The sequence below is a fragment of the Castellaniella sp. genome (assembly GCF_049651205.1).
Classification (GTDB): Bacteria; Pseudomonadota; Gammaproteobacteria; order Burkholderiales; family Burkholderiaceae_B; genus Castellaniella.
This window is the reverse complement of the sequence record NZ_JBASBR010000015.1, coordinates 113,670-131,828: the sequence shown is the minus strand read 5'-3', so window position 1 is coordinate 131,828 and position 18,159 is coordinate 113,670. Positions and strand designations below refer to the sequence as shown.

Sequence of the window (18,159 nt, the reverse complement as noted above, 5' to 3'; positions counted from 1 at the left end):
TTTTGCCGCCCATTCCAGTGCCATGGCTTCAGACGCAGATTCTCCGCTCGTGCGCTTGCCGCTGTTTCAGCAGTGGCAGGCCGAGGCAGTGCGTCTGCGTGAAACCCAATGGGGCCCGCTGGACGATCGCGCAGCCAACCAGGCCGCCGTGCGCGAGACACAGGGCCTGGCGCCCCGCATTCTGGCCCGGGCAGCCATACTTGCCCGGCATGGCACCCTGCAAAGCAGCCTGCAGCAATGGGCGCTTGCTGCCCGCCTAAGCCTTATCTGCCTGGCAATCCTGGGCGTGGTGCTGGGCGTGGGCGCCGCCACGGCCGCCCTGAATCCCGCGCGCGGATCCGTCAATCTGGCGATGGCACTGGTGGGCCTGCTGGGCCTGCATGCGCTTACCTTCATTATCTGGCTCATCGGCTGCCTGCCCGGCATACAGGCGGGCACATTGCTTTCACAGCTTTGGTGGTGGTCAAGCAAAAAGCTGGCGCGCGGGCCCGACCACGTCCTGGCGGCACAGTCCTTTGTGTCGCTGCTGGGGCGTGCCCAGGCCTGGAAACCCGCCGTGGGCCTGCTCAGCCACGGCATGTGGACACTCGCCTACAGCTGTGCCATCCCCACCTTAATCGTATTGCTCAGCACCCGCAGTTATACGTTTCACTGGGAAACCACGCTGCTCTCACCTGAAGCATTTGTCACCCTCAGCCAGACGCTGGGCAGCCTGCCGCACGCCCTGGGGTTTCCCGTGCCCGACAGTATTTCAGTGGCCCAAAGCATGGGAGGCCCCGCAGCGCCTGCCACGGTGCAGGCCGACTGGTCTTTATGGCTGATCGGCAATCTGTTGTGCTGGGGTTGGCTGCCACGGGTGCTAGGGCTGCTGGTGTGTGCCTTTTGGTTCAAGCGCCGGCTCCGTCGCATCCACATCAACCCCGCCCTGCCCGGCTGGCTCGAGCTGCGCGAGCGCCTGCAACCCACGCACCAGTCCTTGGGCATCGACCGCCCGGACTCACCCGCCGATACCCGGGCGGCACACCACCCGCATACAACTGGCAGCATGTGGCAGCCCGCCGTGCTTGCCCTAGAGCTTGGCCCCGATGTGGCCTGGCCCCCGGAGGGCCTGCCCAGCCACATCGAAAACCTGGGACGCTGTGACAGCCGCGAAGACCGCCAGCGCCTGCGTGAAACCCTGGACGCCCGACCCCTGCTGCTGGTGTGCGATGCGCGTCGAACCCCCGACCGCGGCAGCGCCACCTGGCTTGACGAGCTGCACCAGCGCTGCCCGCAGATGCACGTGTGGTGCCTGCCCGGGCCAGCACCCCGCCAACAGGCCTGGGAAGCCCTGTTTTCACGCTACGATCTGCCTCAGGCCAGGCACCTGGATGCCTGGCTGGGCACTCTCGGACCTTCACCATCATGACGTCACCTGCCGCCCCCATTGATCTTGCTGTCGTTGGCCATACCAATACGGGCAAGACTTCATTGCTGCGCACGTTGCTGCGCGACGAGTACTTTGGCGAAGTGGCCGATCAGCCGGGCACCACCCGCCACGTAGAAAGCGCACAGCTGCTGAATTCCAGTGGCGCACCCATGCTGGTGCTGCGCGACACGCCTGGGCTTGAAGACGCCATGGGCGTGCTGGACTACCTTGAGCAGCTGATCGCACCCACCGAGCGGCCCGATGGCCCGGATCGCATCCAGCGCCTGCTGGACAGCCCTGAGGCTGCCGGGCGCTTCGAGCAGGAATGCCGCGTGCTGGTTACCGTGCTGGAAACCGACGCAGCGCTGTATGTCATCGATGCCCGCGACCCTGTCTTGCCCAAGCACAAAGACGAACTCACCCTGCTGGCGGCATGTGGTAGGCCGATCTTGCCGGTGCTCAACTTCACTCGCAGCCCCCAGGCGCATATCGCCGACTGGCGCGAGGCACTGGCACGGCTGGGTTTGCATGCCACCGTCGACTTCGACACCGTTGCACCGTCGCTGGATGGCGAAAGCCAGCTGCTCGACCGCCTGGCCCTGATGCTTGATGCACACATCCCCACGCTGCAGGCCTTGCGCCACGACCTGGGCGAGCAACGCCTCAAGCGCCTGCAGGATGCCACCCGCCTGGTGGCCGAACTGCTGATGGATGCCGCTGCCCTGCGCCTGCCCTGCACCCAGGATGGCACGCATATGGCCACCGTAACGCTGGTGTTGCGCAAGCGCACCCGCGAGCGCGAACAGCGCTGCGTACAGGCACTGCTCAAGCGCTATCGCTTCAGTAAATCCACATTTCCGCACCATCCGCTGCCCCTGGAGGGTGAACGCTGGGGCATGGATCTGTTCAACCCCCAAACTTTGCGCAACTTTGGCGTGCAGGTGGGCAAGGGGATGGCCACTGGCGCCATGGCTGGCGCCACGCTGGATATGCTGACCGGTGGGCTGAGCCTGGGGGCTGCAGCCTTGCTGGGCGCAGCCATCGGGGGTGCCTGGCAAGGGGCCAATCAGTGGGGCAAACGGGTGGTAGGCCGGCTGGCCGGCAATCTGGAAATGACCGTAGATGATCCAGTCTTGCACTTGCTGGGCTTGCGCCAGCTGGCGCTGGTGCGTGCACTGGAGTGCCGGGGTCATGCCGCCATGCGGCCAATCGACGCCAAACTGCTGGACTGGACGCCTGCGCCGGTACACCCGGAGCCCATCGAGGGTGCGGACGCCGGCCCGTCCAATGACGACCAGGTTGCGCAAGACGCACCAAGCCCTGACACTGCGCCTGAGGAAGCAGCGCGCCGTCTGCCGGCAGACGTCCAGGCTATCCTCAAAGAGGCGCGCAGCCATCCGGAGTGGTCGGGAATCGGCGACGAACCAAGCACCGACATGCGGCGCGACCAACTGATCGGGCAGATGGCACAGGCCTTGTTTCTGGCGCTTTAAAGCACTCTGGCGGCCGGCAGGCTACCAGCCACCTGAAGCGCCACCACCACCGCCACGGCCACCGCCGCCTCCGCCACCAGAGCCACCGCCCCCACCAAAACCACCGCCGCCGCCAAAGCCACCACCACCAAAGCCATCATCACCGCCGCGGCCCCGCGAGCGCCGGGCATTGGCCAGGCGCGAGGTAATCCCCAGCGCACGGGCGACACCGCCCACCAGCACACCGGCCACTGCACCCAACACGGCCCACAGCCAGCTGCCGGTGAGCATAAACACAAACCCGCCAGCCAGCACAGCGCCAAGCCACACGGGCATGACCAGCAGGAAAACCAGCAAAGGCACTGCCATGGCGAGATCCATATCACCCTCGTCATCCTGCACCGTGGGCGCGGGCGGCGGCAGGGCCTCGCCTGCGATCAAGGCTTGCAGGGCACTGACCCCCGCCTGCAGGCCCCCAAAGACCTGGCCCTGGGCAAAACGCGGCGTGATCTGTTCGCGGATGATGCGCCCGGCTGCTGCATCGGTGATGGCGCCTTCAAGGCCATAGCCGACATCGATACGCACGGTACGATCTTGCAGCGCCACCAACAGCAGGACACCGTCGTCCACCCCCTTGCGGCCGATTTCCCATTGGTCGAACACCCGCCGGGCGTATTGTTCGATGGTGTCATCACCGGTAGTAGGCACCAGCAGCACATACAGCTGCGAGCCACCGGTAGCCTGGATCTTCTGCAGCTGCGCGATCAGGGCCTGCCGCTGACTGGCATCCAGGGTGTTGGTGAGGTCCATCAGCGAGGCTGTCCAGGCAGGCACCGGGATGGTCTCGGCCTGCGCCGGCGCCAACAGCACCACCAGCCCCAGCATCAGGCCTGCCAGGGTATTGGCCAGCCAACGCCAGGTATGCCAGACAGGCAGTCTCATTTGCCGGCCCCTGCAGGCACGTCAAATTTCACTTCGGGGTCTTGCATCACACGATCGGCCTTGTCCAGCCCATATTGGGCCTTGGGCTGATAACCAAACACTTTGGCGGTGATCAGGGTGGGAAACTGGCGGATGGTGAGGTTGTACGACTGCACCGCGCCCACATAGCGCTCGCGCGCCACGGTGATGCGGTTTTCTGTGCCTTCCAGTTGTGTCATGAGATCACGAAACAGACCGTCACTTTTAAGATCGGGGTAGTTTTCGGACACGGCCAGCAGGCGCGACAAACTGGATCCCAGCGCACCTTGGGCCTGCTCGAAACGTGCCACCAGTGCGGGGTTGTCGAGATCATCGGCGGTGATACGGATTTGCCCGACCTTCGCCCGTGCTTCGGTAACCTGCTGCAGCACCGTGCGCTCGTTGACCATGTACGCATTGACAGAGGACACCAGCTTGGGCACCAGATCGGCGCGTCTTTCGTACTGGTTAAGCACCTGTGACCACGCTGCCTTGACTTGCTCGTCCTGGCGCTGGATTTCGTTGTAGCCGCAGCCAGACAGCAGCAGCGCCAGAGCTGCCATGGCAGCCAGTTTTAGGGTTCTTTGAAACATGCCAACCTCGTCGGGGCAACCGGGAACCTGTATTGTAGGGAAGCCAAGTTCGCAGCAACACCCCTGCGGCGCATACACCACACACAAATCAGGGCTTCCCCAAAACAGGCAACAGGCTATAATCCAGCCTTTCGTGCAACTTGCCAATCGTTGCACAGCCTTCCCCGGCACCGGTGTTGCCCGCCTGTCACCAGACACGGCACTACATGGCACCCCATCTTGCCGGCGGCATTTTCCAGTTTTTTTATTCGTCCGCCTGGATTGGTATCTCTCGACTCGAGCGATAGGCTGTCGCTGGAGTCTTACCCTTGGATACTTCGATCACCTTTGCCTCGCTGGGCTTGGCAGAACCCTTGTTGCGTGCTGTGCTGGATGCCGGCTACACGCACCCCACCCCCATTCAGGCACAGGCCATCCCCCGGGTGATGGAGGGCGGCGATCTGCTGGCCGCCGCCCAAACGGGCACCGGCAAAACCGCCGGCTTTACGCTACCGATCCTGCATTACCTGATTCAGCACCCTATCGAGGGCCGCAAGCCGGGCCGTCCACGCGTTCTGGTGCTTACCCCCACGCGCGAGCTCACTGCCCAGGTAGAAGAGTCTGTGCGCCTGTACAGCCAGTACACCTCGGTTCGGTCGATGGTGATGTTTGGCGGCGTGAACATCAATCCGCAAATCAAGGCACTGCACAAACCGCTGGATATCCTGGTGGCCACGCCGGGGCGTCTGCTGGATCACGCACAGCAAAAAACGCTGGATCTGTCCGGCGTCGAGATCCTGGTGCTGGACGAAGCCGACCGCATGCTGGACATGGGGTTCATCCATGACATCCGCCGCGTACTCCGATTGCTGCCGGCCAAACGCCAGAACCTGCTGTTCTCGGCTACTTTCTCGGACGAAATCCGTGGCCTGGCACAAGGCATCCTGAACAACCCCGGCGAAGTCTCCGTCGCCCGGCGCAATACCACCTCCGAGCTGGTCAGCCAGCGTGTGGTGATGACCGAGCAAGCCCATAAACGCGACCTCCTGAGCCACATCATCCGTGAAAGCGGCTGGCATCAGGTGCTGGTGTTTACACGCACCAAGCACGGCGCCAACCGGCTGGCCGAGAAGCTGTCCAAAGACGGCCTGACGGCTGCCGCCATCCACGGCAATAAAAGCCAGGCGGCCCGCACCAAGGCCCTGTCAGGTTTCAAGGACGGCAAAGTCGCCGTACTGGTTGCCACCGATATCGCGGCACGTGGCCTGGATATCGACCAACTGCCCCAGGTGGTGAACTTCGAACTGCCCAACGTACCTGAAGATTACGTGCACCGGATCGGCCGCACCGGCCGGGCCGGCAGCACGGGTTCGGCGCTGTCGCTGGTGGACCAGTCCGAGGTCAAGCTGCTGCGCGCCATCGAACGCCTCACCAAACAAACCATTGAACCCATCACCGTCGAGGGCTGGAACCCGCGGGCGATGGTCACCTCCGACTCCGCCCCCGATGCCCGTGAACAACGTGCTTTGGCACGTCTTGGCGATACCCGTGGCGGTGCACGCAACGGCAGTGGCGGGCGCCACAGCGCCGGTGCGCGTGACGGCCGGCGCGATGGCCGCCGCAGTGCCTCGTCCGACCGTCCAGGCACGGGCGAAGCCCGTCGCAGCGACGCGCGCCGCACGGATAGCCGTACACCTGCCGGCCGCACCAGCCGGGCCGGCGCCGCCCCTTCCACACAGCGGCGCGAGAGCCGCCCTCAGGCACCACGTGCGGGGGCGCTGCTAAACAAGCCCACGCACTAAACCACATCTGCCCATGAGCCTCAGCACCGAAGTCGCCCGTCGACGCACCTTTGCCATCATCTCCCACCCGGACGCGGGCAAGACCACGCTCACGGAAAAACTGCTGCTGTTTGCAGGTGCAATCCAGATCGCCGGCAGCGTGAAGGCCCGCAAGGCCAGCCGTCACGCCGCCTCCGACTGGATGGAGATAGAAAAGCAACGGGGCATCTCGGTGGCGTCCTCGGTGATGCAGATGGAATACCGCGACTGCGTCATCAATCTGCTGGACACCCCGGGCCACCAGGACTTCTCTGAAGACACCTACCGGGTCCTCACCGCAGTGGATGCCGCGCTGATGGTGATCGATGCCGCCAACGGGGTAGAGCCGCAAACCATCCGCCTGCTGCAGGTGTGCCGCGCGCGCAATACGCCCATCATCACCTTCATCAACAAGCTGGATCGCGAGGTGCGCGAGCCGCTGGAGCTGCTGTCGGAGATTGAAGGCCACCTGGGGATGGATGCCATCCCGTTCTCGTGGCCGGTGGGCATGGGCCGTCATTTTGGCGGGGTGTTCGACATCCGGCACAATCACATGCGGGTCTTCAAGCCGGGGGCCGAGCGTGATCAGCACAACGACGAAACCATCCACGAACTGGATAACCCGATTCTCAAGCAGCGCTTTGACGACGCCTACGACAAAGCCCGCGAAGAGATCGAACTGATCTCCGGCGCCGTACCCGAATTTGACCATAACGCCTTTTTATCGGGCCGTCAGACCCCTGTGTTTTTTGGCTCGGCCATCAACAACTTTGGCGTCCGCGAGGTACTGGACGCCCTGGTGGATTATGCCCCCGCGCCGGGCCCACGCCCGGCACTCGAACGCGAAGTGGCACCCGATGAGAGCAAGTTCACCGGGGTGGTGTTCAAGGTACAGGCCAATATGGATCCCGCGCACCGCGACCGTGTGGCCTTTGTGCGCGTCAGCTCAGGACATTTTCAGCGGGGCATGCGCCTGAAAGTTGCCCGCAATAGCAAAGAGATCCGGCCCAACAACGTGGTGTCGTTTCTTTCGCAACGCCGCGAGATTGTGGAAGAAGCCTTTGCCGGCGACATCATCGGCATCCCCAACCACGGTATTTTGCAGCTGGGCGATGTCCTGACAGAAGGCGAGTCGCTCACCTTTACGGGCCTGCCTTTCTTTGCCCCCGAACTCTTCCAGGCGGTAGAGGTCAAAGATCCCCTGCGCACCAAGCAACTGCGCACCGGCCTGACACAATTGGGCGAAGAAGGCGCAATCCAGGTATTCCGCCCCGAAGCGGCAGGCGGCGCCTTGCTGCTGGGCGCAGTGGGGCAACTGCAATTTGAAGTGGTGGCGCACCGTCTTAAAACCGAATACGGTGCCGATGCACGCCTGATGCCCTCGCGCTTCAGTCTGGCCCGCTGGATCACCAGCGAGGATCCCAAAGCCCTGAAAAAGTTCATGGATGCCAACCATGCCAACATTGCTTACGACGTGGTGGATGCTGTTGCATTTTTAGCAACGTCCCCGGCACAGCTGCGTGTGGCGCAGGAACGCTACCCGGAGATCGAGTTTCATGCCATGCGCGAGCATGCCGGACGGGTTTTTGGCAGCGGTGTCTGACGTGCCATCCGATACAATGGCAAGGTTCACAGCATCAACCGACGAAGGAACCCGTCCATGTCCTGGCGTCTGATTATTGCCACTCTGGTATTTGCCGCCGCCGCTTCGGCCTGGGGCGGGCTGCGGCTGGGCGATTGGCTCATCATCCACAGCCCAGCACAGGCACCCGCACCAAATCCCACAACTCAGGTGGCCGATGCAACGGTACTGGATGCTAACGGCAAGCCCTTTGTTGCTTCCGCCCCCCAGCCTTTGTCAGATGGCCGCCTAGGGGTACCCAACCAGCCTCCCCCGGTTGATTGGAAAATACAAAACGCACCCCTGATAGACGCCAACCGCCCCATTGCACTGGCTACCACCACCATCAGCATGGACGAAGCCATTGCCCTGGCCGCACAGGGGCAAATGGATGACAGCGGCCTGCAAGGTATTGCCAACGCCGGGATTCTGGTCAATACCCAGCCGGTACAGCCTATCGACGTGCCGCCGCCTCCGGATGCGCCCGCCCCCAACACCCTTCAGGGCAATCAAAATTGGCAGGTGGCTTTTCAGGCGCAGCTTAAGGCTTGCGCTGATCTGGGCTTTTTCTCCCGGCCGTCGTGTGCATGGGCTGCCCGCAACAAATACTGCGAAGCCAACCAGGCCTGGGGCAAGGCCAAAGACTGTCCCGCCCAACACTAAAGCCAGCGGGCAGCCAAGCCCCCGGGCAGGGCGTCATCGCCCTGTTTGACGGCTTGTATCAGGCACGTGGCAACAGCCCGGCCCCGATTACACCTGCGATTGCAGGTAGTTGTGGATGCCCAACTGCTCTACCAGACCCAGTTGCGTTTCCAGCCAGTCGATGTGCTCTTCGGTATCGTTCAGAATCACCTGAAACAAATCCCGCGAGGTGTAGTCCTGCACGGATTCGCAATACTTCATGGCCTCTTTGACGGTGTCCTGGGCAGCGGATTCGAGTTTCAGGTCACATGACAGGATTTCTGGCACGGTTTCGCCAATCAGCAACTTGTGCAAATCCTGGAGATTGGGCAAGCCATCCAGCATGAAAATACGCTGAATCAACAAATCCGCGTGCTTCATCTCGCCGATGGATTCATCGTATTCGTGCTGGCCCAGTTTTTCGTAGCCCCAATGCTTCATCATGCGGGCATGCAAAAAATACTGGTTGATGGCAGAGAGCTCGTTTTTGAGCTGCTGATTGAGATATTTGATGACGGTCTTGTCGCCTTTCATGCTGGGCTCCTGGTAGACAGTGCCCGCATCGGTACGGGCACCGAACCATAGCCTAGCACGCTTGCCCCAAGCCGGCACGGTACGGTGCACCACCGGCACGTATACGGGCCGCGTGGCGCAAGCAAACCCCTGGGCGATAAACCGCAGACGGCGTCAGGCGACGCGCCGGATCTCGGTGCTGTCCAGCATGGGCGCTGCCACCACCTGACCGGGTGCCACAGACGCTGACGGCGCTGTCACCGTGGCATAGCGCCCACCCGGCAGGTAATCCGTAGCCGTTTGGGCACATTGGCCGCAGCAGGTCGCTACACCCAGCGTGGCCTGCAGATCACCAAGATCTGCCGCCCCTTGGGCAATCGCCTCTTGCACCTGGCGCTCGCTGATCGCGTTGCATACACAAATATACATGCGAATCATTATCATCTGGTTTTAAATTGATGGCAAGCACTTTTTGCCACAATCGTTTTTATCGTGCCTGTGCCTTCCGCACACTGGCCACCGGCACCCCCATGGCCTCACGGTATTTGGCCACCGTGCGGCGTGCCAGCACAAAGCCCTGCTCGGCCAACAAGGTGGCCAGCCGCATATCCGACAGTGGCTTGTCGGCAGGCTCTGCCTCCAGCAGCGTCCGCATCACCGCCTGAATCGCCCGCGCCGAGGCGTCTTCGCCGGAGGTGGTTTGCAGGGCGGTGCCAAAAAAGTGTTTCAATTCGACAACGCCCCAAGGCGTTTGTGCATATTTCAGGCGGGTGGCTCGCGAAATCGTGGATTCATGCAGCTCAAGCGCCTGGGCAACCTCACGCAGCACCAGAGGCTTGATCGCAGACTCGCCATGCTCAAAAAATGGCTGCTGATGATCGACAATGAAATCGGCCACACGCAAAATGGTTTGCCCCCGCTGGTTCAGGTGCTGGAGCCATTGCCGGGCTTCGCGAACCTGCTCGCGCAGCCGCGTGCCCCCTGCCGCCTCCAGCTGCTGCGCCAGCTCGGGATCAATCCGCAGCGGGGTTTCGAGAGCCGGATTCAGGCTGGCTACCCAACGCGTGCCCGCCCGGTAAAAGAAGATATCCGGCACCACATAGTAGGTGGCGTCATTGTCCCAGGCGCTCAGGGGATGGGGGTCCAGCTGCAGCAACACGTGGTGGGCGGCATCCAGATGCGTCCGATCACAAGCCAGCGCCTGACACAGGCGTGCCCAGCGGCCTGCGCCCAAGTCGGGCAGATGCTGGGTCAGGCGCAAGGCACAATCCAGCACCGGCGCAGGCCACTCGGCTGCTCGTGCACGCAGCTGCAATTGCAGACACTCCGGCAAGCTGCGCGCCCCAACACCGACCGGGTCGAACGACTGCAGCAAACGCAGCGCCGCTTGCCACTCACTGTCATCCACCTGCCAGTCGGGCGGCAACGCACCCGCATGGCTGGCAGGCTCGAACAGCAGATAGCCATGCGCATCCAGCTCGCCGATCAGGACAGCAACCAGTGCCTGATCCCGCCCGCTTGCCTGCGTCGTGCGCAATTGTTGCAATAAATGGTCAGTGAGGCTCTGCGGGGCGGGTGATTCCGGGATATCATCCGTGACAGCCTGGCGCACAGGCTGCACCCAATGACGCTCCAGCATCTCGGCCTGCGCAGACGAATCACCCGGGGCAGGTGCCTCAGACGCCGGATACGGGATCTCCTGGCTTGGCTCGGTGTACTCCAGTACGGGGTTATCCGCCACCGCCTGCGCGATTTCCTGTTCCAGCTCCTGGGTCGAGCACTGCAACAACTTCAGACCCTGGCGCAGTTGCAGGGTCAGCGTCAATTGCTGGTGCTGGCCGAGCTCCAGGGAAGCTTGCGTACGCATACTCAACTCATCAAAGCCATGACACAGGAACCATACCAAACCCCCAATCGACAAGACGCCAGCCTGCTGCGGCACATTGTGCTGAAGCTGACTGCCACCGCCAAGATAGCATCTGCCGCCCTGGTGGTGCTGGTGGCATTGGTCTGGTATCAGCTGCTTAACCGCCTGCTGGCGTTTGGAAACGGCGTTGATTATGCCGGAAACCATCTGGTAGGGGCAGAAGCCACGGCTTTGTTGCAGCGTTACAACCCGTACTTCTGGGTTGCATTGGTTATTTTATGCACGATCATCGTGGCCTGGGTGGTGTACCAGGTGGTGCGCGGCATCCTTGCACGGTCACGTCAAAAATGGGTAGACAACACTTCGTTTCAGCAGCTCGAACAGCAATTGTCGGCCCCCGCCCTGGAGGTTCTGCTGTGGGCCTGGCAGGCGCGCGACGAGCCCCTGCGCGTCGGCGACCTCCAACTGGCTCGGCAAGAAATCCATGCGGGCCGATCCCAACGGCTGCAACAGGCCGCACGGCAGCTGGCCACCCTCGAAGACGCTCGCCAGCGCAACAGTTAAGCAACGGTATAGCGGTCTTTGGCCGCATAAACCTTGCATAACCATAAAAAATGTGTTTGACTTACACACTATGAACACTTCACGCGCACCCATCTTCTCTTTGCCGCAGGCCTCTGCCGGCAACGGGCTGCGCGCGCGCCAGGCTGCACTTGCAGCCTTTGCGCTTCCCCTGTCGGGCCTACTACTTCTAGCGATCGGTTGCCGGGCCTAGCGCCGCGTGGCAGTTCGGCAACCAGTTCGCCACATCTTCGCCATCCGCGATTTTTTTGCATCCGTGATCCGGATGCACTTCCCTGACAGGTTACCGACATGATTCAAAATCCCGCCTCCAAATACGTCCCGTTTGCGCCGTTTACGCGCGACTACGCCGAGCGCACCTGGCCCAGCCACCGCATCACCACGCCACCGATCTGGATGAGCACCGACTTGCGTGACGGCAACCAGGCCCTGATCGAACCCATGAGCGTCGATCGCAAGCTGCGGTTCTTCGACCAATTGGTCAAGATCGGCTTCAAGGAAATCGAAGTGGGTTTCCCCTCGGCATCGCAAACTGACTTTGATTTTGTCCGCAAGCTGGTCGACGAAAACCGCATCCCCGACGACGTCACCATCATTGGCCTTACCCAGGCCCGCGAAGACCTGATCGAGCGCACCGTACAAGCCCTGGCAGGCGCCCGGCATGCCATCGTGCACATGTACAACGCCTGTGCCCCGGCTTTTCGCAAGATTGTCTTCAAAATGAGCCGCGACGAAGTTCGCGAAATTGCTGTCCAGGGCACACGCGCCGTCAAGGCAGCCGTCAGTCATCACCCCGAAACCCACTGGCGCTACGAGTACTCACCCGAGGTCTTCAGCACCACCGAGCCCGATTTCGCGCTCGAGGTATGCGACGCCGTGGTGTCCACCTGGCAACCCACGGTGCAAGACCGCATCATCCTTAATCTGCCGGCCACCATCGAGGCCACCACGCCCAATCTGTATGCTGATCAGATCGAATGGATGCACCGCAACCTCAAGCAGCGCGACACCATTGTCCTGAGCGTGCATCCGCACAACGACCGCGGCACCGCTGTGGCCGCCGCCGAGTTTGCCGTGATGGCCGGCGCCGACCGTATCGAAGGTTGCCTGTTTGGCAATGGTGAGCGCACCGGCAACGTCGATCTGGTGACATTGGCCCTGAACCTGTACACCCAGGGGGTCCATCCGGGGCTGGACTTCTCGGATATCGACGGTGTGCGCCGTTGCGTCGAAGACTGCAATCAATTGCCCGTGCACCCGCGCCACCCGTACGTGGGCGATCTGGTGTTTACCGCCTTCTCGGGCTCGCACCAAGACGCCATCAAAAAAGGTTTTGCCATCCAGAAACCCGATGCAGTCTGGGAAGTGCCCTACCTGCCGATCGACCCTGCCGATCTGGGCCGCAGCTACGATGCCGTCATCCGTGTCAACAGTCAGTCGGGTAAAGGCGGCGTCTCTTACCTGCTCGAGCACGAGCACGGCCTGGCCTTGCCGCGTCGCCTGCAGATCGAATTCAGCCGTGCGATCCAGCGGGTAACCGATGAAACCGGCAGCGAAGTCACTCCCAGGGATGTGTACGAGATCTTCTCTCGCGAATACCTGGAGCTGGCCGGGCCCTGGTCGCTGGTGCGCCACCGCATCACGGGCAGCCCCAAAACCACGGGTCAGAAGCAGTTTGCCATCGAGGTCGAACTCCAGGTCGACGGTGAAACCCGCCACCTGACAGGCCGTGGTGACGGTGCAATCTCGGCGTTTGTGGATGCCCTGGGCATTGAAGCACGCGTGATGGATTACCAGGAGCACGCCATCGGCACCGGTACGGACACCCGTGCAGCGTCGTATGTCGAGATCCGGATTGGCGATGAGGCCGGCGGCTACGGCGTAGGCATCCACGAAGACATCGTGACCTCGTCTTTCCTGGCCATTCTGAGTGCAGTCAACCGCTATGCAGCCACCGGCAAGGAAATGCCGGCCCGCGTATCAGCGGCTGCCTGACTTTCAGCCAGACTTTTATAGCCATACACGGCAGCGCCGTGATCCCCGCCCAACCGGCGAGAATCACGGCCCCTGGCCCCCTCAATACACGATGGACAGGCCGGGAAGATCAACCGTAACACGCGGTTTTTCGAGTGCCAGCGCCGCCCGGGAGGCAAACTCCTGGGCGGTTTCAGTTTGGCTGGACAGCTTGCGATAGCCCAGTGCATCGGCCACTCCCAGGATTTTGTCCAGCAGCAATACCTTGCCACTGACGCGCAAAGGCTCGCAGCCTAGCGCATCCCAACGTTGCTCGAACCACTGGCGAGCCGCCTGTGCCTGTGCGGCATCAGGCGAAACGTCGACGTCGAGCTCGAGCGAGTGCCGGGCGTCAAACACAATCATGACATGAGCCTGCATAGTGCTGTCCTTACCAGATCGGGGCGGGTTCCCAGGTGACGTCCTCGCTTTTCTCGCGTGCCAGCCGCAGCATGGCCAACAGGGGCCAGGCACGGCGGTGCATCCCGACATATTGGGCAATCGGGTGCTCGGCGGCCTCGTCGTGGTCGGAATTGGGCGTATCAGGGCTTTTGTCGGCAGCAATGAGGGCTTCGATGCCTGCGATGGCGGTATCCAGCTGAGCGTGCGTGATGACGCCTCTTTCGGGGAGGTCGGGGGTGTCGAACTGTTTGCCGGCGGCCTCGAGGATGGGACGGGCGTGCTTGGCAAACATCAGGACTTCGGCGGCTGACCGGGACTGGAACAAAATGAGCATCATGGACTTCCAACAGTGGACATAAACATACACTAACCCAAGTTCTGTGCCCTGCCAAGCAGGAGAATATCCCGCTTGGACAAGGGGATTGCGATGGTGACAGGCCTAGGGCAAACCAAGGGATGGCGCATGTTTTTGCCAGGCTGCCTGCTGGCTGTGGCCGGCATGTGCCAGGCCAACCCCGCGCTGATCTGTCCCGCCCCCGACACCCCGCCAGGCGAACTGCCCCCCTGTGGGGCACAAACTCCGCTGGGGCCCGTGCGCGAGCCCGATCTGGACACCGGCATCAGCAACCCTGTGCATCGCCTGAGCGGTGAAAAATACCTGCAGGCCATCGATTTGCCCGAAAGCCTGGATAAACGCCAGCCAGGCTTTCGCCGCTACTACCGATCAGGGTCTACATACGCAGGGCCCTGGGGGGACGGCTGGCACACCGATTACGACGCACGGCTTCAACGCGAGGGCACAGGTTGGCGCTTGCACCTGGCCGATGGCCGTACTGTCTACTTTGACGCAAACGGCCAGGCACGGCAGGCCCTGACAGGGTACGTGATGTCTGCTGCTCGCTGGCGCGCCCAGGAAAGCCGCCAGCGGCCGCTTGCACAGGGCGGGCGCCCACCTCCATTGGCCCCAGGCAGCACACACCTATGGTTATCCCCTGAAGGCCAGCGCCTGGCGTTTGACCAGGCGGGCCGCCTGATTGCCTGGGTGCACCCGGGCCAGGCCACCACACACATCCAGTATGGGCGTACGCCCGAGACACAGGGGCTGATCACCCAGATCCGCAGGGGGCCAGTGGTCTTGCAGCTGGGCTACCGGGCCATAATGGGCCGCCGGCTGCTGCATACGCTGCAGACACCCCGCGGGCAGTTTGAGTATCACTACGCCCCCGCCCCCATCACCCCGCCTGTGGCGCCAGCGCAGGCAGTAGAAAGCCTCCCGGCGCCGCTTGTGCCCACAGATCATGCAGATACGGGCACTTCGGCACAATCCGTGGTGATGCATCTCCAGCGGGTACGTCGGCCGGACGGCATGCAGCGGCACTACCATTACGAAGCAGCGCATCAGGGCGGCCACGTGCGGGCCATCACCGGCATCAGCCTGGCGACCCCCCAGGGCCGGCGCTGGCGGGCGCGCAGCTGGTCTTATGATGCGCTGGGACGCGTCACGCGCGCAGTATCCGGGCCGCACAGCCAGGCACCCAATGCGCTGGCCATCAAAGAGACCCTGGCGCGTGCAAGGCAGGCAGAAGGCAGCGTCCGGCGAGACGCCGCCGGGCGCCTGAGCGCCCTGGCAGGCCTGGAAATCCATCGGCATCCCTCGGGGCAGATCCGCACTCTCATCCAGCATGAAGGTCTGTGGCCTGGTCTGCAGCTGCATTACAACCCCCAGGGGATGCTGGATAGTTGGTTCAGCACGCTTGGCGGCCACACCCAATGGCTGTTTGATGCCAAAGGCAGGCCCCAGGGCCTGCGCCAGGTGCACGGCGGTGGCCAGCGCTGGCAGCTGGATGCGGTGGGCCGTCCAGTACAGATCCACTATGCCGCACCAGATACACCAGGGGTCAGCGTGCAGCTGCAATGGCGTGGACGCCAGTTGCGGCGACTGGATCACCCGGCCGAGCGCGAACAGCGTACCTACAACGACAAGGGACAGCTGGTGGCCCGCTATCTGCGCCGCCCGCATCCGACAGGCACCTCTTCATGGCAGGACAGATTTGACTACAACCCTGCCGGACAACGGGTACGCCACCATCTGCCCGAGGGCGGCGCCCTGCACTACCGCTGGCTGGCCAACGGCCATCTGGCCGCCCTCACCTGGCAATCTGCCGACGGCCGCCTGCACCCCGTGATCGACACGGTGGCCGGGCTGGCCGGCTACCGCTATGGCAATGGCCTGCAGCTGCAAGCGCAGGCAGATGCGCGGGGCCGTACCCAAGCCCTGCTGCTGACACAAGGCAAGCAACTGCGGTGGGCCGAGCGGCGCTGGCATGATAAGCGGGGGCGTGTCAGCCGCTGGCAGCAAGGCGTGCCCGGTGCCTGGCATATTCAGATGTTTCATTACGATGCGGCAGACCGCATGACGGGCAGTCACACCCAGACTCCGGCACAACCCCCAGCCACAGACTGGTGGGCCTGGGCCAACGACGGCCGGCTGCTGGCCCACCGGCGCCTCTCCGGCCCCGATGCACCACCGCCTGACGCACTGCCGGCCATCCGACGCAGCGCAGCAGGGCTACCCATGCAGCTGGAGACCACTGTGTTGCGCTATCAGGCCCAGCAGCGCCTGTCTCAGGTGCTGCTGCCCAATGACCCGATGATTCGCTACACCTATAATGCGCGCGGCCAGCAAATCCGCCAACAAAGCGGCATGCACACCATCGACCGCCAGTTTCTGGAGAACCGCCTGGTGGCCCGGCGCATCCAGATACCCGGTGAGGCAGGCCGTCCTGCGCGCATCCGGCACGAGCGCTACCTGTATGCACAAGAGGCTCCAGTGGGCATGCTGCAAACAGACGAGGACGGCCACACCAGGCTTTTTTATGTGCACGCCAACCTACTGGGCGCTCCTGTTCTGATGACGGATCAAACCGCCTCCGTGCGCTGGGCGGCTCGCTACGATGTGCTGGGACGGGCAGAACGCATTGCCGGCGATCTGAACCTGCCCTTGCGCCTGCCCGGGCAAGACGAAGACCCCTTTACCCACTGGCATGACAATGGGTTTCGCACGTATCTCCCCCAGCGCGGCCAGTATCTGGAACCAGATCCGCTGGGGCCGGTACCCGGCCAGCAGGCACTGGGCTATGCCGCCCAGCAAGCCATGCGCTTTCGGGATCCCCTGGGCCTGATCCTGCTGGCCTTTGACGGCACCCGCTATGGCCAGGCCAATCAGAGCAATGTCTGGAAACTTGCGCAAAGCTACCAGGACGGCCCCCGGTACTATCATGCCGGGCCGGGCAACAACGCCTACCTGGATTGGGACGCCATCACGGCAGCCAGCAGCGGGCAGATCCTGCGCAATCAGTGGCAATCCCTGATGAATGCGCTGCAACGGGCACAAGGGTCTTCCGAGCCTGTACCCATCGACATCCTGGGGTATTCGCGTGGGGCAGCGCTTGCCCGCGACATGGCCAACCGGATTGCACACCAGACCCGCAATGGCTGGTTCTCTTACGACGACCCACTGCGCGGCACCATCGGCCTGTGCGTGGACCTGCGGTTTCTGGGCCTGTTTGACACCGTGGCCCAATTTGGCCTGCTGGGGGCGGCCAATGCAGGCTACGACCTGAGTATCAACAACGCCTGGTCCTGGGTGGCGCATGCTGTGGCGCTGCACGAACTGCGCAGCCTTTTCCCCCTGGTATCGGCCGGCGCCAGTGGCAGCAGCAATACGGTGGAGGCTCCATTCATTGGCGCACACGCCGATATTGGCGGCGGCATGATCCTGGATGACCAGGGCCAGGCCATGGCAGACGGCGACCTGCCGGATGTTGCCTTGAACTGGATGCGCTGGCAGGCCCTGGCAGCGATGGTACCGCTGGACGATCTATCTGCAGATGATCAGCACGTGACACGCCCCTGGTTGCACGACGAGCGCATACCGGGCGCCCGCGTACTGGGCGGCGACCGCGCCTTGCAGGATACGCACGGCCAGACACTGGGCCCGCAGGGTGACGATGCACGGCTGGGCACGTCACAACGGGCGCTGTTTGAATCCTTCATCCAGCGCACGGGCAGCTGGCAGATCAATGCCGGTGACCGCGTGGGGGTGGTGGATATGGCTGGCTATGGTGCCTGGCTGGAATCCGCACTGGGCCTGGCAGGGATGGGCACTATTCCACGACCGCCCTGAAATCGGGCTATCATTCCGGGGTATCTTCGGCGACATTAGCCTTTTGGCCTGTCCGATGTCGT

At 62.9% G+C, this 18,159-nt stretch carries 15 protein-coding genes; 8 read left to right on the top strand and 7 right to left on the bottom strand.

Going from position 1 to position 18,159, the window contains the following annotated elements; translation table 11 throughout:
* Positions 1-22 precede the first annotated feature (22 nt).
* Entirely contained in the window at positions 23-1,408 is a 1,386-nt protein-coding gene (locus WA928_RS11005) for a DUF2868 domain-containing protein (RefSeq protein WP_424303378.1), read from the top strand.
* The gene (locus WA928_RS11000) at positions 1,405-2,901 is read left to right on the top strand and encodes a GTPase/DUF3482 domain-containing protein (protein WP_424303375.1); all 1,497 of its coding nucleotides are present in this window, start codon (positions 1,405-1,407) and stop codon (positions 2,899-2,901) included. Before WA928_RS11005 ends, WA928_RS11000 begins: the two co-directional genes overlap by 4 nt.
* 21 nt (positions 2,902-2,922) lie before the next feature.
* Here WA928_RS11000 and WA928_RS10995 read toward each other — a convergent pair whose 3' ends face one another.
* Positions 2,923-3,822 (bottom strand): TPM domain-containing protein, encoded by a 900-nt coding sequence (locus WA928_RS10995; protein ID WP_424303372.1) that lies wholly within the window; start codon positions 3,820-3,822, stop codon positions 2,923-2,925.
* Positions 3,819-4,433, bottom strand: coding sequence for a LemA family protein (locus WA928_RS10990; RefSeq protein ID WP_424303369.1), 615 nt, complete (start codon positions 4,431-4,433; stop codon positions 3,819-3,821). Before WA928_RS10990 ends, WA928_RS10995 begins: the two co-directional genes overlap by 4 nt.
* Positions 4,434-4,741: 308 nt before the next feature.
* Between WA928_RS10990 and WA928_RS10985 the strand changes: the two genes are divergently transcribed.
* From WA928_RS10985 to WA928_RS10975, 3 genes are read left to right on the top strand one after another with little or no spacing between them, the layout of a single operon-like run.
* A complete protein-coding gene (locus WA928_RS10985; protein ID WP_424303366.1) occupies positions 4,742-6,214 on the top strand; it encodes a DEAD/DEAH box helicase in 1,473 nt (490 codons plus the stop codon).
* A 13-nt stretch (positions 6,215-6,227) separates the two neighbouring features.
* Complete coding sequence (locus WA928_RS10980) at positions 6,228-7,835, top strand: peptide chain release factor 3 (RefSeq protein WP_424303363.1); 1,608 nt, start codon at positions 6,228-6,230, stop codon at positions 7,833-7,835.
* A gap of 57 nt (positions 7,836-7,892) precedes the next feature.
* Complete coding sequence (locus tag WA928_RS10975; RefSeq protein WP_424303360.1) at positions 7,893-8,516, top strand: hypothetical protein; 624 nt, start codon at positions 7,893-7,895, stop codon at positions 8,514-8,516.
* 87 nt (positions 8,517-8,603) lie between these two features.
* On the opposite strand, the gene bfr is transcribed toward WA928_RS10975, so the two are convergent.
* The 3 genes from bfr to rpoN all read right to left on the bottom strand — a co-directional run bounded on the left by bfr (position 8,604) and on the right by rpoN (position 10,914).
* Positions 8,604-9,068: a bacterioferritin gene (gene bfr / locus WA928_RS10970; RefSeq protein WP_424303357.1), complete on the bottom strand. Its 465-nt coding sequence runs from the start codon at positions 9,066-9,068 to the stop codon at positions 8,604-8,606.
* A gap of 153 nt (positions 9,069-9,221) precedes the next feature.
* The gene (locus WA928_RS10965; RefSeq protein ID WP_424303476.1) at positions 9,222-9,476 is read right to left on the bottom strand and encodes a (2Fe-2S)-binding protein; all 255 of its coding nucleotides are present in this window, start codon (positions 9,474-9,476) and stop codon (positions 9,222-9,224) included.
* 58 nt (positions 9,477-9,534) lie between these two features.
* Positions 9,535-10,914 (bottom strand): RNA polymerase factor sigma-54, encoded by a 1,380-nt coding sequence (rpoN, locus tag WA928_RS10960; protein ID WP_424303354.1) that lies wholly within the window; start codon positions 10,912-10,914, stop codon positions 9,535-9,537.
* A gap of 18 nt (positions 10,915-10,932) precedes the next feature.
* Between rpoN and WA928_RS10955 the strand changes: the two genes are divergently transcribed.
* Positions 10,933-11,478 (top strand): hypothetical protein, encoded by a 546-nt coding sequence (locus WA928_RS10955; protein ID WP_424303351.1) that lies wholly within the window; start codon positions 10,933-10,935, stop codon positions 11,476-11,478.
* A 309-nt stretch (positions 11,479-11,787) separates the two neighbouring features.
* Entirely contained in the window at positions 11,788-13,491 is a 1,704-nt protein-coding gene (gene leuA / locus WA928_RS10950) for a 2-isopropylmalate synthase (RefSeq protein ID WP_424303348.1), read from the top strand.
* 81 nt (positions 13,492-13,572) lie between these two features.
* Here leuA and WA928_RS10945 read toward each other — a convergent pair whose 3' ends face one another.
* Positions 13,573-13,890, bottom strand: coding sequence for a hypothetical protein (locus WA928_RS10945; protein WP_424303345.1), 318 nt, complete (start codon positions 13,888-13,890; stop codon positions 13,573-13,575).
* Between the two features lie 10 nt (positions 13,891-13,900).
* A complete protein-coding gene (locus tag WA928_RS10940; protein WP_424303342.1) occupies positions 13,901-14,248 on the bottom strand; it encodes a DUF1840 domain-containing protein in 348 nt (115 codons plus the stop codon).
* Positions 14,249-14,320: 72 nt separating this feature from the next.
* Here WA928_RS10940 and WA928_RS10935 point away from each other — a divergent pair, with 72 nt between their 5' ends.
* Positions 14,321-18,097, top strand: coding sequence for a phospholipase effector Tle1 domain-containing protein (locus WA928_RS10935; RefSeq protein WP_424303339.1), 3,777 nt, complete (start codon positions 14,321-14,323; stop codon positions 18,095-18,097).
* Positions 18,098-18,159 lie beyond the last annotated feature (62 nt).